The following is a 22182-nucleotide window of genomic DNA, read 5'->3' on the forward strand; positions in this document are numbered from 1 at the left end:
AAATACGTACTATTTATTACCAAGATGACTGTATGACAAACAAATTTTAATTGCTGTCTTCTCATGAATTGAAGAATGCGATCGCCAAGGAACAGAGCGATAGAGGCATAATAGCCAAAAAAATCCAAATGCTCCCTACCACTGCTAGCTTTCGCTAACTCACAAAGATGTAAGATGCAAACTGGGAGACACTCCCATCAAAATCAACACCGAATTGATATTATCCGTCAGTTGCCCCTCGAACCGATGGAGTATTGCCATCGCTGGGTTAGCCAAGAACCAGGTCGCAATCATCGTAAAGCTTGTATTAATGCGATCGCACAAGTTACAGGTAATAGTCCAAAAACCGTGAAAGATTGGGGGATAGACTTTGGCCGACGGCCTAAATACATTACCCGAATATTACGGCAAGCTGATTTAATCAATCAATTTAAACAACTAGTTGTCAAAGGAATTGTTATCTTACCTCCAGACTTTCCTCAAGATTAAGCAAAAGCGATCGCTACTCACGACCAACTGCCCCGAAAACCTCTTGCTGTTACCCCAAAGAGAATCTTAGGCTGAGGTACAGAAGTACTAGCTGTAGCGAGTAGCCGCATCTTTCTTGATGACAAAAATAGCAGAACATCCAATGGACTCAATCTCTACCTTTGACATCACTAAATATTTTCTCCTTGATGTTATGAAAGACATTAAAACTGGACGTATCCAACTTCCAGATTTTTAACGAGATTGGGTTTGGGACGATATCCATGTGCGTCGTCTGCTTGCCAGCATATCTCTGGCTTACCCAATTGGCGCAGTAATGATGCTTCAGCAAAATATCAAAGCCGACAATTCAAACCCCGCTTAGTCAATGGGGTATTAAAACCAGAAAGTTATACTCCAAACCTATTAATCCTTGACGGTCAGCAACGCCTGACAGCTTTGTTTATGGTGCTGCTATCTGAGCTACCTGTAAGCATCAAAGACCAAAAAAGCCAGAAAATTATCAAAAAGTGGTACTACCTAGGGTAGTGGTAAATATGTAGTGATAATGGAAATTGAGCAACTGAAATTATTTCTTTTTATCTGTTTACTTGGAAAATATATTTATTTAAATAATTTCAAAGCCTGCAACTAATAAATATTTCAAATAGATACTTTAGCTATGATGTTTTAATTGTTATCAAGTCCCAGTATTTGAAAATTTGGTTATCTCAGAACTGATGTCAATCTCCAGACCTACTTGCCCTAATTGCGGTTCTCGACACACTGTCAAAAATGGCAGGATTCATAATCAGAAACCAAAATATCAGTGTCAAAACGGTCATTGACAGTTCATAGAAAACCCCACTAATAAAGTTATTAGTAAAGATACTATAGAACTGATTGATAGACTTTTACTTGAAAAGATACCTCTAGCAGGTATTCCTCGTGCTGCTCATGTTTCAGAGACTTGGTTACAAAAATATGTCAATAATAAATATACCCAGATTCCAACTCATGTAAATGTTTCAGCAAAACTAAGAGGTAAATTGACTATTGAATGTGATGAGGCTTGGTCATTTGTAGGTCATCAAGGTAATAAGCAATGGATTTGGTTAGCTTTGGATAAAAAGACTAGAGAAATAGTTGGAGTTTACATTGGCGATCAAAGCGTTGATGGAGCTAGGGGATTATGGAATTCTCTACCACCAGTTTATCGTCAATGCGCTGTTTGTTATACAGATTTTTGGGCCGTTTATGCACAAGTTATTCCTAACAAACGTCATCAGGCAGTAGGGAAAGAAAGTGGCAAAACTAACCATATTGAACGCTTTAACAATACAATGCGCCAAAGAATTTCTCGTTTGGTTAGAAAAACTTTATCCTTCTCTAAAAAGCTAGAAAACCATGTTGGCGCTATCTGGTATTTTATTCATTATTATAATTCTTGCCGGAGTGCCTAAATTTATTATCACTACATATTTACCACTACCTAGAATTCTATAGATGGAATAGGTGCGCTCCCAGCAATAAGAAGTAAGGCTTTTAGCTATAGCCATTATTTATAACGGTGTGGATTACCACAGTGGTGGCTACTGAATCACCCCCTTCGTTGGGAGAACCCTCTCAAATATTTTTTTGGCATATCGAAGCGGGGGCAAAATCCCTGGAGTCCTGCCAAAATATTAAAACCCTTGTCATGTCTAAACTTCAAAAACCACTATGTCAGTTGATTTAGTTTTTTGATGTGAGACAAAGGAAGCTTTTTCAGAGATATGCCAAATTTGTGACTGGAAAGCTTTATTTGCAAGGGGTCTAGGCGGCGGGGTTTCAACAACCATTCCGGCTAGGGGTGGGTTGAAAGGTCAAGGTTAAAAGGGCATTAAGTAAGGTTTTAACAAAGTCGTTTCAACAACCATTCCGGCTAGGGGTGGATTTAAACAGAAAAGACTCACAAGTAATTCTCGTGAGTCTTATGGTTTGAATAAACATTCCGGCTAAGAGTGGATTAAGAACAATATTTGAAGCATTAAAATTTTTTTGAGAGGGTTGAAAGGCGCACTTCGTTCGGGAATATTCCAACATTTGTAAGTATATTAGAGATGTACTGGACTTAACTCTACCTAAAAGATCGGCGACATTAATTTGTTAACGGATGTTTGAAGGTAATCGGCTAAATTAATTTGTTAAGACGACATTTAAATCGTTAATAACGACACTAATCTGTTAACGACGACAAATAATTAGTTATTCGACATGTACAATCGGGATGACTGGATTCGAACCAGCGGCCCCTTCGTCCCGAACGAAGTGCGCTACCAAGCTGCGCCACATCCCGCCATAAAAATAGCATTATCAATTAAGAATATCACAACCCGTGCCAAATGACAGAATTACATCTATATATGTATGATCACTTTATCAAAGGCTTTGCTTGCTACGATTAAATTTGTATAACTTTAGGGTAAAAGCGGATTGTGACTGTAAAACCAGACTGGTTACGGGTGAAAGCACCTGGGCGTGAGCGCATCGGTAACGTTAAAGACATTTTGCGGGATTTAGCCCTCAATACAGTTTGTGAGGAAGCGTCCTGTCCGAATATTGGTGAATGCTTCAACGCCGGGACTGCCACCTTTTTGATTATGGGTCCGGCTTGTACACGCGCTTGTCCCTACTGCGATATTGATTTTGAGAAAAAACCCAAACCACTAGACCCCACGGAACCTGCACGACTAGCGTCAGCTGTTCACCGCATGAAACTTAATCATGTGGTAATCACTTCTGTAAACCGAGATGACTTGCTTGATGGTGGTGCATCTCAGTTTGTGGCGTGTATTAATGCGGTTCGCTCTGTTTCACCCAACACCACAATTGAGGTGCTAATTCCTGACTTGTGCGGTAATTGGAATGCTGTAGAGTTGATTCTACAAGCTGCGCCAGAGGTATTAAACCACAATACGGAAACTGTTCCACGCCTGTATCGCCGGGTGCGTCCCCAAGGAAACTACGATCGCACATTAGAATTATTACAGCGCTCGGGTCAAGTTTCTCCTAGCACATACACTAAATCTGGGATCATGGTTGGACTCGGTGAAACTGATGCCGAAATCCGCCAGGTCATGCAAGACTTGCGAACTGTAGATTGCGACATTTTGACAATCGGGCAATACCTCCAACCGAGTCAAAAACACTTGCAGGTAAATGAATTTATCAACCCAGAACAATTTGTTGCTTGGAAGGCATTCGGCAAAGAAATTGGATTTTTACAAGTTGTTTCTTCTCCATTGACAAGAAGCTCATATCATGCAGAACAAGTTAGGGAATTAATGGAACGTTATCCCCGCAGCCAATTTTAGATTTTAGATTTTAGATTGGTGAGCTAAGAGGATGGGGTGATGGGGAGACTCTTGATTAATGACTAATCCAAAATCTGTAGCAATTCTTGGTGCGGGTGCTTGGGGTGCATCTCTGGCAAATCTCGCCGCAGCGAATGGTCATAGGGTGCGCGTCTGGTCGCGTCAAGGTTCCCAAATCCAAGCAGTTTTAAAAGATGTCCAAATAGTCCTGTCCGCTATCTCGATGATTGGTGTGAGGGATGTTGCTTCCCAAGTTCAGTCTTTTCCCCTTTCTCCAGAGACAATTTTTATCACAGCGACGAAAGGTTTAGACCCTCAAACCACCTGTACGCCGTCGCAAATTTGGCAAACAGTATTCCCTAACCATGCAGTGGTTGTCCTGTCTGGGCCTAATTTATCTAAAGAAATTCAACTAGAATTACCAGCTGCAACGGTGGTAGCCAGTAATATTCCCACGGCTGCTCAAGTAGTGCAGTTAGTATTTTCTTCTCAACGTTTCCGGGTATATACCAATCCTGACCCCTTGGGCGTGGAACTGGGGGGAACACTGAAAAATGTCATTGCGATCGCAGCTGGTGTGTGCGATGGTTTACAACTAGGAACCAATGCCAAAGCTGCTTTAGTCACCCGTGGACTTACAGAAATGGTTCGCATTGGTAACGACTGGGGTGCAAAGACGGAAACATTTTATGGTTTATCGGGTCTAGGAGACTTGTTAGCAACCTGCAATAGTCCTTTAAGTCGTAATTACCAAGTTGGCTATCAGCTAGCTGGTGGTAAGACACTTACAGAAACTCTCGCAAATTTACAAGGAACTGCTGAAGGAGTAAACACTTGTCGGGTTTTAATGCAACGAGCCAAGCAACAAAACATTCCTGTCCCGATTACCGAGCAAGTTTATCGGTTACTTCAGGGTGAAGTCACACCCCGACAAGCGCTTGATGAACTGATGTTGCGAGATATAAAGCCAGAGTACAACTACTAGTGCAGCGGGCGCAAAAGTCTGTCTACCTTTAACAAGGGATTTTACCCTTCGTTGTCTAGTTAATTGAGATGGTAGCTGGATTTATGCGCCCACTGTACTAGTAGTCTGTCAAGTTGAAATTCATGGGTTAAAACTGACATGGTGAAATTTCCATTCTCTGAGTCTTTCAAAGTTCCCAGCCCCGGAATTTTCTCTGTGTCTCACTCTCTCTGTGTCAACATAATTTTTGCCGTTAATACTAATCACTTCGCTGATATCTATTAGTTATACTTATACCTTAATTATCCTGAGAAAAAATTGCTAAATCGTCAGGATATTACTTTTATAGCCATGTAAATGTGACTATGCCAATTATAAACATGATATTTACTGAACTATTTTATACTATTTTGTAAAAATTGCTATCAGTAAATTTCAAGGTTGAAATGTTAACTAAGTAGTTTAAATATTGAAAACCTAGCTGCGGATTTGAATAGCTATTGGTTAAATCAAAAGTTTAGCAGCCGATTAGGTTCAGTAATACTGTATCCAATAAAACCATTCCAGTTAATTTCCAAAAAAATTGTAATGGAACCTTCAACCGTGTTAGTTCATCGTAAATCACGGGAACAATAGCAACAGTTGAATAGCTGACCGTAATCTAAGCTGACCGTACTCTATTGTTACCTGGAGCCATTGAGACAATCTTTATGCCAGCAACATCTTTTTATGCAGATGCCCCCTACAATACCAAAAAGTCCCCCCAGACTTTGGACTCGGATCTCACGGTTGATGAGAGTGAGTTATCGGTAGATGATTTACAGGAACTGGAGATAGCTTCTGTTGACAATGCTAACTTTGCTACTAACACTAACCGTCGGAGTACAGACTTAGTACGTCTATATCTTCAGGAAATTGGTCGGGTTCGGTTGTTAGGGCGCGATGAAGAGGTTTCAGAAGCTCAAAAAGTCCAGCGCTACTTGCGGATGCGGATAGTGCTTGCTAACGCCGCCAAGCAAGGGGATGAAGTTATTACGCCCTATCAGAGGTTAGTTGAAGTTCAGGAGCGTCTGACCTCGGAACTAGGACATCGCCCGTCTTTAGAAAGGTGGGCTGCCACTGCTGGCATAATTCTATCAGATCTCAGACCGACTTTGGCAGATGGCAAACGTCGCTGGGCGGAAATCGCCAAGTTGACAGTAGAAGAATTGGAGCAAATTCAGTCCCAAGGACTCCAAGCAAAAGAACACATGATTAAGGCTAATCTTCGCCTTGTTGTGTCTGTTGCTAAGAAATATCAAAATCGCGGTTTGGAATTATTGGATTTAGTCCAAGAAGGCACACTGGGTTTAGAGCGGGCTGTAGAAAAATTTGACCCAACTAAGGGTTACCGCTTCAGTACCTATGCCTACTGGTGGATTCGTCAGGGAATTACCCGAGCGATTGCAACTTCTAGTCGCACCATCCGCCTCCCTGTCCATATTACCGAAAAGTTAAACAAAATCAAAAAGGCCCAACGCAAAATTGCTCAAGAAAAAGGTCGCACCCCAACTCTAGAAGATTTAGCTACTGAGTTAGAGATGACACCGACCCAAGTCCGAGAAGTTTTGTTGCGGGTGCCTCGCTCCGTTTCTTTAGAAACCAAAGTAGGCAAGGATAAAGACACTGAGTTAGGCGAATTACTCGAAACCGACAGTGTAACCCCAGAAGAGATGTTAATGCGAGAATCTTTACAAAGAGACTTGCATCATCTTCTGTCAGATTTGACTAGCCGGGAGCGTGATGTAATTTTGATGCGGTTCGGTTTGGCAGATGGTCATCCTTATTCTTTAGCAGAAATTGGCCGCGCTCTTGATTTATCGCGGGAACGAGTCCGACAAATAGAATCCAAGGCTTTGCAAAAGCTACGTCAACCCAAGCGACGCAACCTCATCCGCGACTATTTGGAGTCTCTAACTTAGTCATTTGTGATTAGTCATTTGTCATTAAAAAACTTCACTTGACAAATGACTTACACTGTGGGGTCAGTTTACCTACCTTTAACAAGGAATTTTGCCCCTTGTTAAGCCTCAAGTCTTGTTAATTGAGATGGTAGGTAGATTTATGCGCCCACTGTACTAGGGATAAAGGACTGATTTTATCCCAGATCAAAAGCCGCTTAGAGGATGTTTAGAAAGTCAAGCTCACTTCCATTTTTTTCCTGCTCTTGAGAGGCTTTGAAACCCCCATTCCCGCACTTCGGCCGCTTCTGTACCAGAGGCAACTCTTAGAAACGCTCCTGCGTTCGCCAGCGCTAATATAGGGAAGGGAGGTAGAGGGGTTAGGTTTCGAGGATTTTAATGTTAATAACTATACTTTTAAAACATCCTCTAAGCTTGACTTTATCCAAAATTAAGAACTTGGTTCTCTTGATCCGGCAAAAACTTTTTCCATGTCACTGATTATCGGTGAAATCGAAAAAGTAAAACTACTGTCCCACAAAGGTTTCAGCCTCAGCTTGAGCGGTTTCAAAAAATGGATAAAGTCGAGCTTAGAGACTTGTAGCAAATAATTTGCATTTAATAGTACAAGAGTTTCCCCAGGCCTTTGCTCAGATATCTTAAAGGCGGGGATCAACTAAGCAATTCAAAACTCAATCATTCAAAATTCAAAGTCAAGGGATGTAATCGTTACAAGTATCCTAACTATTAACTGTATACAAATTAAATGCACTACAGTTTATTACTTGAATTTTGATCAATATTTAATGAATATTTCTGAAATATTTAGTAATAATTATCAATAGAGAATGATTGTTGCAAATCACTCCAAATATTTGTTATATTCTCAACTAACAGGCTTTGTTGAGAAATACTAGTATGACTGTCTACACGACTACTTCACTCAAGGCAGAATTGAACGACCGAGGTTGGCGTTTAACTCCCCAGCGCGAAACAATTTTACACATTTTTCAAGAACTTCCGCAAGGTGAACATCTGAGTGCGGAGGATCTTTATCATCGGCTAGAAACTGATGGTGAAGGGATCAGTCTGTCAACTATTTATCGGACTTTAAAGTTGATGGCAAGGATGGGAATTTTACGGGAACTAGAACTGGGCGAGGGACATAAGCATTATGAGATCAACCAGCCCTATCCCCATCACCATCATCACCTAATCTGTGTCCGGTGCAACTCAACCATTGAGTTTAAAAACGACTCAATTTTAAAAATTGGGGCGAAAACCGCTCAAAAAGAAGGTTTTCACCTGCTTGACTGTCAAATGACCATCCATGCAGTGTGTCCTAAGTGCCAACGGGCACTAATGCCACTTTAGCTACCTAGATAGATAACAAGACGAAACTACTCAAATTAACCAAATAAGTGGAATTTTGAGCAGTTTGTAATTTGCTATTACTGGAGGCAAACAACCAGTTGAGGACTGATACTAACAACGCCAAAGCGGATGCTAAAAGCGTCCGCTCTTAACATCCTTGAGACTGATGCCATAGAACTCTTGGGCTTGTTTAATCGCTTTTTTAGTGTCATCTGCCATCACACCGTTCAGCTTGCCTTTATAAAAACCCCGCTCCCGTAGTCGCGTTTGGATTTCCAGGGTATTAAACTCGCTTTTGCTGGCAGTATTAACTGAGCTATATAATTTAGCTCGGGTAGTTGGGCCAGCAACGCCACTTGCTGCTAAGTGATTAGCTGTCTGAAATCTCTTTACAGCATTTGCAGTGTAGGGACCATAGTAGCCATTTGGCTCTCCCTCTAAATATCCTGCCTGAATCAATTGTTCTTGAACAATTCTAACTGGCTCACCGCGATCGCCTACACGGAGTTTATCTCGATTGACTACATTTTTGGGAGCCTCTTCTCCATCACCGATGCCAATTCCCGGCAATTTACGTAATGTTGCTGGACCAACAATCCCATCAACGCTTAATTTGTAAGAATCTTGGAAGCGCTGGACAGCTTCTTCAGTAATTGGACCAAATATCCCTGTGGCGTTTCCGTAATAAAAGCCTGCGATTCTTAAGCGTTCTTGCAAAACCCTGACATCTTCACCTTCATCCCCCTTGGCAAGGTAGTTGGGATTACGACGCTGGCTAGTTGCTGAACTAGCTGAACTAGTAGTACTAGGGTTTTTGGCTAGTATAGTCGTAGAACTAGATTTTTTGGCTTGCCAGTTTTCTAATTTTTGCAGGGTGCTTCCTCCAACAATGCCGTCCACTGGTAAACCAGCAGCCTTTTGGAAGCGCCGCACAGCTTCTTGTGTGGATACGTCATATACTTTGGTAACTGGAGCTTGATAAAAGCCTGCCCGTTTCAACTGTTGTTGTATATTTCTGACAGAAGGACCTTGATCGCCTCTTTCCAGTGCCATGACGCTGCTGAGAGCGCCAAGAATGGACAAAGACAGAGCAAGGGGCAACATATACTTCCAAGCCCTACCAGAAAGCCGTTTCCAGTCTGGTGCAGCTGCTTTGTTAAACAAAGAGCTGAGGAAGACCAATTCACTGGGTGTGCTGTCTTCGTAGGCGAAAGCTAGGTGCAAATACGCAAGATTCTCCATATTTATTTCCTACACCATTGATTTTTCTTCGATCAGTGCTTCAGCTTGATGTACTAGGTTCCTCAAAGCTTCTAATGTTCCTATATTTACATCCTCCCACAAATTGCGCTTGTGTGCTTCTAATAATCTTTCAGCAATATCACGCAGTGCATAAGGGTTCTTTTGCTGAATAAATTCTGAGACAACTGGATCGAGCAAGTAAGCTTCTACTATGCCTTGATACATATAATCTTCCACACATTTAGCTGTTGCATCGTAGGCGAATAGATAATCCACCGTCGCCGCCATTTCAAAAGCACCTTTGTAACCGTGGCGCATGACTCCTGCAATCCACTTTGGATTAACAACGCGAGAACGATACACTCGTGCGATTTCTTCTTTCAGTTGGCGGACTCGTGGTTGGGTAGGTATGGAATTATCACCAAAATAAGTTTGGGGATTTTTTCCCTGTAGAGAACGCACCGCCGCTGTTAAGCCACCCTGAAATTGGTAATAATCATCAGAATCGAGTAAATCGTGTTCACGGTTGTCTTGATTGTGCAGCACAACTTGCATTTGCGCCAAGCGTTGCTTAAAGGCTTCGGCATTGGGTATTGGGGATTCGGGATTGGAGATTTTATCCTCTCCTGCTCCCCCTGCTTCCCCTACTCCCCTGCTCCCCTGCTCCTCTGCCCCGCTTCCTGAGGAGTAGGCGTAAGAACTCCAGTTGATGTAGGCGCGAGCTAAATCTTGGTCATCTGTCCAGTTTTGCGATTCGATTAAACCTTGGAGTCCGGCGCCGTAAGCACCTGGACGAGAACCAAAGATGCGATAGCGCGATCGCACCACTGCTGCTTCTAAAGTTAATCCTTGTTTTGTCCACAAATCAGTTTCTTGGCGAACTGCATCCGCGAGGGGATTTTGTTCTGGCGGTTCATCTAAGTCTGCAACTGCTGACACTGCTTGAGCGAATAAATCAATTAAGTTGGGAAAAGCATCCCGGAAGAATCCGGAAATTCGCAAGGTGACATCTACACGGGGACGCCCCAAAATCGCCAGGGGCAAAATTTCAAAATCCACTACTCGCCGCGCTGCACCATCCCATACAGGTTGGACTCCAAGTAAAGCCAAGGCTTCGGCAATATCATCACCCCCAGTCCTCATGGTGGCAGTTCCCCACATTGATAAACCTAGTGTTTTGGGATACTCACCATGTTCTTGAGTGTAATATTCAATGAGGGTTTCAGCGGCTTTCCTACCGATATCCCAAGCTGTTTCTGTGGGAATGGCGCGAATATCTACAGAGTAAAAGTTTCTCCCAGTTGGTAGAACTTCCGGGCGGCCGCGGGTGGGTGCGCCAGCTGGGGCGCTGGGAATATAACCGCCATCGAGTCCGTGTAATAAATGGGTGATTTCTTCGGGGGTTCTTTGTAAAGCCGGAAGTAGGCGATCGCGTATCCAGGTAGAGACGCGATGAATCGCGTCTGTGCTGGGGGGAGAGACGCGATTCATCGCGTCTGTACAAGAGTCCTGATTTATTAGTTTTTCTACTAGAAGGGCGGCGTGTTCTTCTAGGACTTCGACGATATCACCAAGGGTACGGCATTCTGTGCCATTGACTATTGAGTATTCACCACTAGTCATTGACAAATCTGCTGTGAGGGGATCGAAGTCTAGACCCCAATTTTGAGCTATGGCACGGGTAATACCTGAAGAATAGCGATTGGGTATGCGAGCGATCGCTACTATTAAATCTCGTAGTTGGCGTCCTTCGGGACATTGCCCAAAAATGTGCAAGCCATCGCGGATTTGGGCTTCTTTCAATTCACAAAGATAGCCACCGATAGAATTCAAAATTAAGGATGACGCTCGTGGACTCGCTAACGCTGCGCTAACAGAATTAAAAATTTCTGTTTCATTTTGGATTCCTAAATCTAGATGGAGATTTTCTTTGATCACCAGTTCGCGGATGCGATCGCGAATCACTGGCAAACGAGAAGGATCTAAACTTTCCGCTTCATAATACTCATCAATTAAATTTTCTAATTGTTGCAAAGAACCGTAGAGTTCCGCACGAGTCATGGGCGGCGTTAAGTGATCTATAATCACCGCTTGAGCGCGACGTTTGGCTTGAGAACCTTCACCAGGGTCATTCACAATAAACGGGTAAAGGTGGGGAAGTGCGCCAAAAGCCACTTCTGGATAACAATTACTCGATAAAGCCACACTTTTACCGGGTAGCCATTCTAGATTTCCATGTTTTCCCACATGAACCACAGCATCAGCACCAAAACATTCTCTAACCCAATAATAGAAAGCTAAATAAGCATGAGTTGGTTCTAAATCCGGTGCATGATAATTCAAACTGGGGTCATTATCATAACCCCTTGCTGGCTGAATTCCCACGAAAACGTTGCCGAGTTGAATTCCAGGAACGGGGATAGAGGCAGAGGGGCAGGGGGGCAGATGGGCAGAGGGGAAGAATTCTTGATTGATCCTCTGCTCTCTCACACCCCAACGCTCACTAATACCCTGCTGCACTGCTGGCGGCAAAGAAGCGAAATACTCTTGATACTCTTCCCAAGAGACACTTTGGTGTACCGGAAGCCATTCTTGACCTTCCGGGTCATTTGTTACGCCATCTGTCAGCCGTTGAATCAACTCATCTCCTTGAGCAGGTGGATTTTCTACTTCATACCCAGCCAGATGTAAAGCTTGCAGGATTTCTACACAACTAGCTGGGGTGTCCAGTCCCACACCATTAGCGAGGCGTCCATTCCGGTTGGGGTAGTTTGCCAGAATTAGGGCAATTCGCCGTTCTTGTGGGGGTTTGTCACGCAGACGCGCCCAATTTGCTGCTAGTTTAGCAACGAACTCGATGCGATCGCTCACTGGTTCATAAATTACCACATCTGTCTCTAGATGGGGATTACGAGTTTGCACTTCTTTAAAAGACACAGCACGAGTAATAATCCGCCCATCTACTTCTGGTAACGCCACATTCATCCCAATATCACGGGGAGAAAGCCCTTGAAACTGTGACTTCCATTGCTCAATTGACCCACCACTAAGGATTACCTGCAACACAGGCACATCTAATTTTTGCCACAGGTCGATTTGGGGTGTTTCGGTTTCCAAGCGTGCTAGAGAAAAACTGGTGGTATTTAGCAGCACAGCTATTGATTCGGCTTCTTTGGGTTGGAAAAATTCACTCAACTCAGCCTGAACATCTGGTTCACGCAACGAGGAAACAAACACTGGCACTGGTTGTAAATTTTTCTGTACCAAGGCTTCGCATAAAGCATCGATTACCTTAGTATTTCCCGCTAAATAATGGGCACGGTAGAAAAGAATGCCGACTTTCGGGATAGGGCATTGGAAGCTTTGAGGTTCTGAGGGGGATTCATCCAGTTCTGAGGTGGATGAACGAGTATCAAAGGTGAATTCATCCAGTTCTGAGGTGGATGAACGAGTATCAAAGGTGGATTCATCCAGTTCCGAGGTGGATGAACGAGTATTAAAGGTGGATTCATCCAGTTCCGAGGTGGATGAACGAGTATCAAAGGTGGATTCATCCAGTTCTGAGATGGATGAACGAGTATCAGAGGTGGATGAATCAAGTTCTAACACTCCCCTGCTCCCCTGCTCCTCTGCTCCTCTGCTCCCCTGCTCCTCTGCTCCCTGCTCCCTGGTCCCTGCTCCCCACTGCCCATTACCCACTCCCCATTCATACAATCCCACACGCGGAATTGACCGGGGTAGCGGGGGATTGTATGCAGTTAACAGGCAAGTGTCAGAGATAAATTGGAGAGCATTAACGAAATTTTCTACGCCGCCTTCGCTAAAATACTGCCATACCTGGTTAACAACACCTAAAGGCACGGTAGACAGGGAGATTAAATCGGGATCAAAAGCGTCATCCCCTGGCATTACAATCAGGGTTCTACCATTACGTTGTACAATTTCCTGCACTACTTCTAAGCCATAACCCCAGTAGGAACGTCCTCCTAACAGGCGCAAAATAATTACTTGGGCAAGTTCTAAAACTTGTTCTCCATAAGTATCTACACTTAATTGTTGCTGCAACTGTAACAGGTTGGCTACTCTTAATGCCGGAAAGCTTGCAGGTAATTTCCCAAGCGCAGCTGCCAAAGTTTGAATGTCGGTATCAGCGGCCGTAATCAACACCAAAGGCGCTGGAGTTTGTTCTAGAAAAATTAAACCCTCTGACTGATTCCATCCACCCGATGTGCTACTTATCCGATGCATAATGCTGTATTACCGTTTTAAACTGTTGGTTATTACATAATCAAAACAAACTTTTTCCCCTGCATTCAGCCCCCTCTTACTATTAATGATTGAAAATGCTTATAGCGGTTCCCATTCAGATGAGGTAAAACATTATATTGCCAGGTGTAGGGGCATAATAGGACTGCGCGATGCTTTCCTCGCCGCCGAAGCCGCTAGCACAAGCTGCTGTAAATAATGGTGCTGTTGGTGTGCGTATTGAGCCGCCAAATCACGTCAGCACCCTGCAAGAAAGAGTGCAAGTACCAATTATTGGGCTATAGAAGCAATTAATAGCTGGATACAATATGTACATTACACCACAGTTTAACCATGCTGCTGCGATCGCAAAAGCAGGAGCAAATATTATTACCATAGATGCAACTAATTTATGCAGAGTTATGAATTAGATAACCGAAGGATTAAACTTTTTATTTTGAGGCTAGGCTAATTAGCATTTTTTCAAAAATTTTCAATACAGGCTCCTCTCCATTGTCTCTAGAGAAAATACTATAATTTGGGTGAGAATTGATTTCAATCAACCAATATTGGTTATCTCCATCTAAGACGATATCTAAACCAGCATAATCAAGGTCTAATTCTTCAAAAATTGGTCTAGCGAAATTAGCAATCTCTGACAATATTTGTGGCTCATTGATATATTTGGCTTTCGCACCATCCCAGTGGAGAGGACTGAGATTACCTATAAACTTTGCATTATTTATATCTTTATCATAGAGCAAAACTAACTCTTTATTTAAGAAAACCGCTCTATATTCAGATTTAATGTTAATAAACTCTTGAGCGATCGCAACATAATCATACTTTTTATGATTGATATTAAAAATCTCTTTTAAAGCCGTTTCGACTTCATCTATATTCTGACATAAAAAAACGTTGTGTCCACTTGAGCCAGAATTCCGTTTAACAATTACGGGTGTTTCAAAGTTTTCTTTTATTTCTAAAATAATATCTTGAAAGCTCGTAAATTTTAAGTAAATTTTATATTGTAGATCACAAAAAGGGGAAAGAAAACCTATTGTCCGAGGAAGTTTAACTTTTTTATTTAAAAGATGGTAAGTATATTCCTTGTCCTTGATAATTTGTGATACTGCTTGATTTATTAGCGGAGTACTATAATTGCAAAAATAATGTTGTTTATTATTCATTTTTATTTTTACTAAGTTTTCAGCCGGATGAATAATTTCATAGCTGATGTTTAAGTTTTTACAAGCTTTGAGTAATAGCGAAAGATTATCTAACATAAATACTTTAATTTAAGTGTTGACATAAATAAATTGATACCTATTAATTCAAAGCTTTTTAGAATATTCCTTCCGAATTACGAATTACGTTAGCGTTAGTGTACCCTTACAGGGAAGCAAGCTAACAAGAGCGTCTCGCAGAGAAGAACGAGCGTCTGTAGGAGCGTCATTACAAATTATTTCAAATTGTTGTTTGCCGTTTAAAAATCACTATCTCAGTACCGACAACTGGGTTACGCGCTATCAGATTATCTTGAGAGTCGATAATTTCTAAATGGGTAAAATCAAGTTCTTGAGAGCGTTGTAATATTTTTGCAGCTAGTTTGTCCTGCTGAGATTCTTTGAGAGTATACCAATCGTTGCTAATTTTAACTGTAAGATTGCTGGTGCGGAAGTTGGCTTGAATTGACTTTATCAGACCAGAGGCAATGCGATCGCTAGTTTCAGCTACCTGATTTTCAATAGCCGCAATCAAGGCTTGTTCTGGTGTCAATTCTATGGTTGGTGTCGGAGTTGGTGTGGGAATTGGTTCTGGTTCCGCTTCCGGCGTTGGTAGTGGCGGAGTTTGTACTTCTGGCGGCGGCGTAATTTCCTCTGGTGGCTGTGGCAACTGTGGTTCTGGTGCGACTGACTCCGGTGGTGGAGTAGTTATTATTGGTGTAGGTACAGGAATCTCCTTAATTGGTGGAAGTGTTGCTACTTCAGTAGGTTTGCCAGTAAAGACAGTCGTAGTTGTCCACACGAAAATTACAGCAATTGCAGTAACAATTCCCGTCAAAGCTGTATCTGATAACTTTGTTGACAAATTTGATGGTAAAAACAAGCGGATTGTCCTTAACAGTCCACCCCATCGCAACTGAAGTTGCTGGAAAAAACTCGGTTTTTCTTCAGTACCAGGTGGGGGTGCAGTCTCCAGTTTCTCAACCGTTACTTCTAAAACCCCAATCGTCCCTTGGAGAAGTTGGATAATTTTAGCCTTCCAAAATGGCTGAACTCTCTGGTAAGGTTTTTGGGGAGGTTGAGTTACCTGCTCATTCGTCGGTTTTGACTGATTGTCTTGTGACATGGAACTTTCACCAAAAGCAGCGAATCAAAGACAAACAACGTACATTATTACTGGTGCTGCCTTCTTTTGCCTTAATGTATCACTTCATTGCTCATTGTTTTCGCTGAACTGACTATTTACTAAATTTGGTGAATTATGAACCTGAAACGCCGTCAATTTTTATTTTTAAGTAGCTTCAGCGCCATTAGTACAGGATTTTTAAGCTGGATGTTAGCTCATCAAAATAATCAAAGTGCTGGTATTACTGATTCAACAACAGCTATAGCCGCCAACCCAGCCAAAAAAGACTTGTTATTACGTTTTGTGTCTGTAGCAGATACCGGAACTGGGGCTAAAGGACAGTATGCTGTGGCTGGAGCGATGAATGTATATCATCAGAAAAATCCTTATGATTTAGTCGTTTTAGCTGGAGACAACATTTACAATAACGGCGAAATTGAAAAAATCAGCGAAGTTTTTGAGCGTCCCTACAAAGTTTTGCTCAAGCAAAATGTAAAATTTCAGGCTTGTTTAGGTAATCACGATATTCGTACTGCTAATGGAGATCCACAAATCAAGTATGCCGACTTTAATATGAAGGGACGTTACTATACATTTAAACGTAATCAAGTACAATTTTTCGCTTTAGATACTAACAGTAATGCTGATTGGAAAAACCAGCTACCTTGGTTAGAAAAAGAATTAAGTCTTAGTAATGCTCCTTGGAAAGTCGTATTTGGCCATCATCCGATTTATTCATCGGGTCAGTATGGGAGTAATCCAGATTTTATTAAAACTTTTACTCCTCTCTTTCAAAAATACGGCGTTCAACTTTACATCAATGGTCACGAACATAGTTATGAACGTACTCGTGCTATTGATGGTACAACTTATTTAATTTGTGGCGCAGGTGCAGGTAATCGTCCTGTAGGACGTTCCGAGTGGACAGAGTATTCCACCAGTGATTTAAGTTTTGCCTCTTATGAGGTGTATAAAGATAGAATAGAAGTTGGTGCGATCGCTACTGATAATCGCGTTTTTGATAAAGGCATTATTCAATTAAAATCAGCGTAATTATGATGAAAGTCAAGCGTCTGAAAATGCAATCCTTCCGTGGAATCGGTGATTTGACGCTTGATTTCGATGAAACTGAGCCAATTGTGCTTATTGGTATCAACGGCGTGGGTAAATCAAGTATTCTTGATTGTCTTGCTATTCTTCTTTCCCAGATCACAGGGAGTATTCAAAATTCTGTTGATGCAATACGATCATTTAACAAACAAGATATTAGCAATGGAGGTAAAGATACGCATAATGAAATTACAGTTTTATTGGAATTGCGCGAATTCACTTGGTCGCTAACTCAAATTCAAAATGAAGTTCGGAAAAATTTAACTAGTGTGTTAGCAAAGTTAATAGTAACACTTGAGCTATTAGGTCAGCAGGATGAATCTATCAAAATTACTTTAGAGGAGAAGTTAGGACAGAGTTTTAACGACTTAACCATTCAAAGTCACCTACCAGAAGAATTAAGAGTAGTGGTTGATGAGCTACGCAGTCAGATAGAAGCTAATCCTAAAGTGAACTTACCCTTAGCAGTATACTACCCCGTCAATCGCGCAGTTCTTGATATTCCACTGGAAATTGCAGAAAAATATGAGTTTAAGCAGATAGATTCTTATGAACAGTCACTTACTGGAGGAAAAATCGATTTTAAAAGCTTTTTTGAATGGTTTAGAAATCGAGAAGACTTGGAGAATGAATTGCGACGGGATAATCTTAATTATCGAGACAGACAATTGGAATCAGTAAGGGGAGCAATCACTTCTTTACAACCAGAATTTTCAGACTTACGAGTTGAGAGATTGCCCTTACGGATGACTGTAATAAAACGTGGTCAGGAACTGATAATTAATCAGCTATCTGATGGGGAGAAATGCTTATTGGCAATGGTAGGAGATTTAGCAAGACGATTGGCGATCGCTAACCCTAGTTTACCAGATCCACTCCAAGGTAATGGTGTTGTTTTAATTGATGAAATTGAACTTCACTTACACCCCAAATGGCAACGAGAAATTATTCCAGCTTTGACAAGAACATTCCCGAATTGCCAATTTATTGTCACTACTCATTCGCCCCAAGTAATTAGCCAAGTCAAGCCAGAAGGAATTTACATTTTAGAAAAAACAGACGAAGGTGTTGTTGCTAAAAGACCAGAAAGTTCTTTTGGGAGAGACAGCAATCGCATTTTAGAAGACCTCATGGGTGTTCCAGAACGTCCCCAGGAAATTAAAGAAAGTCTTTTAGAGCTTTTTCGACTAATTGATGCTGGAAATATTGAAGGTGCTAGGCAATTACGTCAACAATTGGCTAATGAAATCGGAGCAGACGAGCCAGAATTTGTAAAAGCGGATGTACTCATTCGGCGCAAGGAAATTCTCAACCGATGAAGCACATCAAAAAGAGTCAGGAACCAGAAAAATTTACCAAGTGGAAGGCTCTGGAAAATGATGATTGGAAACCTAGCTGGGATGATAATTTTCAAACACCAGAAAAACCTGTTGTACATGATGCTCTACTGAAAGAACAGGGATGTATCTGTTGCTATTGTGGAATGCGTATCACTAGAGAAACTAGCCATATAGAACACCTCAAACCTCGTAGTACTTATCTAAATCTGGCGCTGGAGTACACAAATCTCATCGCTTCATGTCAAGGAGAAAGTGAAGAACCTCCTACTGTTCCGGTGCATTGCGGACATAAGAAAAAGTATTGGTACGATGAAAATTTGATGGTTTCACCTTTGGAAATAAACTGTGCTGATTTTTTTAAATATCCTGCTTCTGGTGAAATTCAACCGACAGATAATCCAGCTAAAAAAGCTGTTGCTGAAACAACAATTAATAAGCTTGCACTTGACATTGACAAACTGCAAAATATGCGTGGAGTAGCAATTGATGCTGCATTGCTAGCTACTGAAGGTTTGACTGAAATAGAAATAAAACTGCTTACTGAAGGTTATGAAAAACTGGATGTTGATGGGCAATATACTCCGTTTTGTGCCGCAATTAGCTATTTACTGAAGAATTATTTTTGATTAAATAAAATATCTACGTAAATGTAACCCGTCGTAAACATGATTCACTTTATACTAAATAACATTAGCTTAATTCTCACCGCAAAATTTTATGATTCTTGAGGCAGTTATGCTTCATGTTAAACCTGGTCTAGAATCCGATTTTGAAGCTACTTTCAAAAAAGCTTCTAAATTTATTTCCTCAATGGACGGATATTTATCCCATGAATTGCATAGATGTATAGAAGTCCAAGGTAAATACTTATTACTTGTCAGATGGGAAAGTTTAGAATCTCATACTGTGGGATTTAGAAGTTCTGCTGAGTATCAAGAGTGGAAAAAACTTCTGCATCATTTTTATGAACCATTTCCCACTCTTGAACACTTTGAAGAAATTGAAATATGAAAAACAAGATCCCCAATTTCTCAAAGAAGTCGGGGATCTGCGGTTGCATCACTCTACTCGTTGCAACTGCGCTACTCTTGGATCAACAATTTTTTGTCCCAAGCTGGAAAATTTAATTGCCACAGACATCTTATTACCCGTTCCAAAAACATGAGTTATTTCACCTACACCAAAAGTTTTATGTAATACTTGATCGCCTACTTGCCAATTCTGGGTTGCGTCTTGTTTACCACTAGGAGTAGAGGCACTTTTAGTATAACTTTGACGACTCAGGTGTTTGGTAGATAATAATTCTTCTGGTAATTCGTCAAGAAATTGCGATCGCACAGCAGGTTCACGAGAACCATACAAACGACGTTCACGCGCGTGTGACAAAAATAACCGCTCTTGGGCGCGAGTAATCCCCACATAACACAAGCGGCGTTCCTCTTCCAAAGATGCGGGATCGCCCAGCGATCGGTAGCCGGGAAACAGTCCTTGTTCTAATCCCACCAAAAATACTACGGGAAATTCCAAACCCTTAGAAGCGTGCAAAGTCATCAAAGAAACGGCTGTCTGTCCTTCTTTTAAGTTATCCAAATCAGAACTGAGGGCGGCACTACTCAGAAAGTCTTCAAGGGAAACCTCTTCGTTCTCTTCTTGAAATTGCAGTGCGGCGTTGTAAAGTTCTTGAACGTTTTGTACCCGATCTGTGGCTTCATCTGTGCCTTGACTCATCAAGTCTTGGACATAACCAGAGTCTTCTAGTATTCCTTGCAAAACTTCAGTTACGGGAAGCGTGCCGATTTGTCCTTGCCAACGGCTAATCATTGCGGCAAAGTTATTTACAGCTTTTGTCGCCCGTCCAGCTAATGTATTAACTGATGTTTCATCGCTGAGTATTTCCCACAAAGTTGTCCCTAATTGTTGGGAGGCGTTAACCAAAGCGTCAATAGTGGTTTTGCCAACTCCCCGCCGCGGAGTATTGATAACTCTTAATAAACTGACTGTATCAGATGGGTTAGCGATCGCTCTTAAATAAGCAATGACATCTTTAATTTCTTTGCGATCGTAAAATCTCATTCCCCCCACAACTGTATAAGGAATTTGATATTTTACCAACAATTCTTCAAAGGGGCGAGATTGGGCGTTTGTCCGATAAAGTATGGCAAAACTACCCCAGTTCAACTCGGGATTTTGGTTTTTTAAAGTACTAATTTGATTAATCACAAATGCGGCTTCTGCAAGTTCTTCATCGGCTTTATGATAAGTAATCTGCTCACCCGGCCCCCGTGTCGGTTTGAGGATTTTATCAATCCGTTGGGTGTTATTTTCAATCAGTTCATTAGCCGCTTGCAGAATGTTCTCACAAGAACGATAGTTTTCTTCCAGCTTAACCATCGTCCGCGTGTCATCATCTACTAAACCATCGCCAAAATCTTCTTGAAATCCCAACAAGATGGTGAAATCTGCCATCCGAAAGCTGTAAATTGATTGATCTGCATCGCCGACAACGAAAACTGAGCGATTTTGCCATTCCCATTCGCTCTTTCTGGTTTCGCCATTAGTAACTAATAAGTGGATTAGTTGATACTGAGTGCGGTTAGTATCTTGATATTCATCTACGAGAATATGGCGAAACTTCCGATGCCAGTAACCCAATACTTGCTCATTTTGCTGAAACAATCTAGTAGGTACAAGAATTAAATCATCAAAGTCGAGAGCGTTGTTTTCTGCTAACTTATCTTGATATAAATTGTATACTTGGGCAATAACCCGTCCGCGATAATTGGGTTGTTCTTGCTCAAATTCTTGGGGTGATAAACCTTGGTTTTTAGCATTACTAATAGCGTAGCGGACAGAGCGGGCGTCAAACTTCTTATCGTCTAAATTTAACTGCTTATTAACGATTTCTTTAATCAGAGTCATAACATCTGATTCATCAAAGATAGAGAAATTGCGATTCCAACGCCGTCCTTTTTCGTCTACATATTTTTCGATATCAAAGCGGAGAATACGAGAAAATAGACTGTGGAAAGTGCCACACCACAAGTCTTTGATCGTATTTTTGTAAACTTGCGATCGCAATTGCGTCTGTTGGTATTCTGTCAACAAATCAAAACGCTTACCGTGTTGTTTCATTGCCAGTTGTTCCGCAAACAGCCGTTGAATCCGGTCTTTCATCTCTCGTGCGGCTTTGTTGGTAAAAGTAACCGCCAGGATATTCTCTGGATCGACACGGTGTTTCAGAATCAGATTCGCAATCCGATAAGTCAGCGCTCGTGTTTTACCGGAACCTGCGCCAGCAACAACTAGCAACGGGCCACAGTAATGTTCAACAGCTTGACGTTGGCTAGGGTTAAGGTGACTGAGAAAGTCGATGGTTGTTGTCATGGATGTGAAAAAGCGATGTCTCCGACGGGCTATGACGCTCGTTCGCGCAGCGTGCCGTAGGCAAGACTCGCTACCGCTTCGCTATCGGCGTCGCCTGGCGTCACATCAATAGAGAGTAGCTATTGCCCAGGTTACAATATCTTAACGAAACTTGGTCAACAAAGATTGCGTAACACAGTACTTTGCTCACCTGTCACCGAGACTCTTCATTAGACGTTCTCCCTATACCCTTTCACCCACCAGGTTGTACAAGTTCTCTGCCACTTTTAGCTATTACGTTAATTTTTCTACATAGATAAGTTAGCGACCAATTATTCCTGCGCGTTCTGTCGTAAAATCAGCGACGGGGAATCAAAAATCATAAAAATACTAGACAAGCTCTAACTTATTCTGTTGTCAACAGTAGG

General features: G+C 41.8%; 15 protein-coding genes, 1 tRNA gene and 2 pseudogenes. 12 read left to right on the top strand and 6 right to left on the bottom strand.

What is annotated here, in order from left to right:
* Positions 1–174 precede the first annotated feature (174 nt).
* From V7K21_RS15145 to V7K21_RS15155, 3 genes and pseudogenes are all read left to right on the top strand, one after another.
* Positions 175–489, top strand: coding sequence for a hypothetical protein (locus V7K21_RS15145; protein ID WP_335175552.1), 315 nt, complete (start codon positions 175–177; stop codon positions 487–489).
* A gap of 249 nt (positions 490–738) precedes the next feature.
* Positions 739–1017 (top strand): hypothetical protein, encoded by a 279-nt coding sequence (locus V7K21_RS15150; RefSeq protein ID WP_335175554.1) that lies wholly within the window; start codon positions 739–741, stop codon positions 1015–1017.
* 191 nt (positions 1018–1208) lie between these two features.
* A pseudogene (locus V7K21_RS15155) lies at positions 1209–1931 on the top strand (IS1 family transposase).
* Positions 1932–2732: 801 nt separating this feature from the next.
* On the opposite strand, the gene V7K21_RS15160 reads toward V7K21_RS15155, so the two are convergent.
* Positions 2733–2806 (bottom strand) — tRNA-Pro (locus V7K21_RS15160).
* Positions 2807–2945: 139 nt separating this feature from the next.
* On the opposite strand from V7K21_RS15160, the gene lipA reads away from it, so the two are divergent.
* From lipA to V7K21_RS15180, 4 genes are all read left to right on the top strand, one after another.
* The gene (gene lipA / locus V7K21_RS15165) at positions 2946–3824 is read left to right on the top strand and encodes a lipoyl synthase (protein ID WP_335175556.1); all 879 of its coding nucleotides are present in this window, start codon (positions 2946–2948) and stop codon (positions 3822–3824) included.
* Positions 3825–3882: 58 nt separating this feature from the next.
* Positions 3883–4809: an NAD(P)H-dependent glycerol-3-phosphate dehydrogenase gene (locus tag V7K21_RS15170; protein ID WP_335175558.1), complete on the top strand. Its 927-nt coding sequence runs from the start codon at positions 3883–3885 to the stop codon at positions 4807–4809.
* Positions 4810–5498: 689 nt separating this feature from the next.
* A complete protein-coding gene (gene sigC, locus V7K21_RS15175) occupies positions 5499–6749 on the top strand; it encodes an RNA polymerase sigma factor SigC (RefSeq protein ID WP_335175560.1) in 1251 nt (416 codons plus the stop codon).
* An 897-nt stretch (positions 6750–7646) separates the two neighbouring features.
* Positions 7647–8102 carry a Fur family transcriptional regulator gene (locus V7K21_RS15180; protein ID WP_104906331.1) on the top strand — a complete coding sequence of 152 codons (456 nt, stop codon included), beginning with the start codon at positions 7647–7649 and terminating at the stop codon, positions 8100–8102.
* A 132-nt stretch (positions 8103–8234) separates the two neighbouring features.
* Here V7K21_RS15180 and V7K21_RS15185 read toward each other — a convergent pair whose 3' ends face one another.
* Positions 8235–9344 carry a peptidoglycan-binding domain-containing protein gene (locus V7K21_RS15185; protein ID WP_335175562.1) on the bottom strand — a complete coding sequence of 370 codons (1110 nt, stop codon included), beginning with the start codon at positions 9342–9344 and terminating at the stop codon, positions 8235–8237.
* Between the two features lie 9 nt (positions 9345–9353).
* A complete protein-coding gene (gene cobN, locus V7K21_RS15190) occupies positions 9354–13592 on the bottom strand; it encodes a cobaltochelatase subunit CobN (protein ID WP_335175564.1) in 4239 nt (1412 codons plus the stop codon).
* Between the two features lie 170 nt (positions 13593–13762).
* On the opposite strand from cobN, the pseudogene V7K21_RS30750 reads away from it, so the two are divergent.
* Positions 13763–13996, top strand: a pseudogene (locus tag V7K21_RS30750) (hypothetical protein); the annotation flags it as partial.
* A 45-nt stretch (positions 13997–14041) separates the two neighbouring features.
* On the opposite strand, the gene V7K21_RS15200 reads toward V7K21_RS30750, so the two are convergent.
* The gene (locus V7K21_RS15200; RefSeq protein WP_335175568.1) at positions 14042–14875 is read right to left on the bottom strand and encodes an ATP-grasp domain-containing protein; all 834 of its coding nucleotides are present in this window, start codon (positions 14873–14875) and stop codon (positions 14042–14044) included.
* Between the two features lie 181 nt (positions 14876–15056).
* Positions 15057–15941 carry a hypothetical protein gene (locus V7K21_RS15205; protein WP_335175569.1) on the bottom strand — a complete coding sequence of 295 codons (885 nt, stop codon included), beginning with the start codon at positions 15939–15941 and terminating at the stop codon, positions 15057–15059.
* Between the two features lie 135 nt (positions 15942–16076).
* On the opposite strand from V7K21_RS15205, the gene V7K21_RS15210 reads away from it, so the two are divergent.
* The 4 genes from V7K21_RS15210 to V7K21_RS15225 all read left to right on the top strand — a co-directional run bounded on the left by V7K21_RS15210 (position 16077) and on the right by V7K21_RS15225 (position 19402).
* Positions 16077–16994, top strand: a complete 918-nt coding sequence (locus V7K21_RS15210) for a metallophosphoesterase family protein (RefSeq protein WP_335175571.1) — start codon at positions 16077–16079, stop codon at positions 16992–16994.
* A gap of 2 nt (positions 16995–16996) precedes the next feature.
* Positions 16997–18370, top strand: coding sequence for an AAA family ATPase (locus V7K21_RS15215; protein WP_442948888.1), 1374 nt, complete (start codon positions 16997–16999; stop codon positions 18368–18370).
* Positions 18367–19017, top strand: a complete 651-nt coding sequence (locus V7K21_RS15220; protein ID WP_335175573.1) for a retron system putative HNH endonuclease — start codon at positions 18367–18369, stop codon at positions 19015–19017. Before V7K21_RS15215 ends, V7K21_RS15220 begins: the two co-directional genes overlap by 4 nt.
* A 91-nt stretch (positions 19018–19108) precedes the next feature.
* Positions 19109–19402 (top strand): antibiotic biosynthesis monooxygenase family protein, encoded by a 294-nt coding sequence (locus tag V7K21_RS15225; protein WP_335175575.1) that lies wholly within the window; start codon positions 19109–19111, stop codon positions 19400–19402.
* Between the two features lie 48 nt (positions 19403–19450).
* Here V7K21_RS15225 and pcrA read toward each other — a convergent pair whose 3' ends face one another.
* Positions 19451–21775, bottom strand: coding sequence for a DNA helicase PcrA (pcrA, locus tag V7K21_RS15230; RefSeq protein ID WP_335175577.1), 2325 nt, complete (start codon positions 21773–21775; stop codon positions 19451–19453).
* Positions 21776–22182 lie beyond the last annotated feature (407 nt).

The organism is Nostoc sp. (assembly GCF_036919595.1).
In the GTDB taxonomy this organism is placed as follows: Bacteria; Cyanobacteriota; Cyanobacteriia; order Cyanobacteriales; family Nostocaceae; genus Nostoc.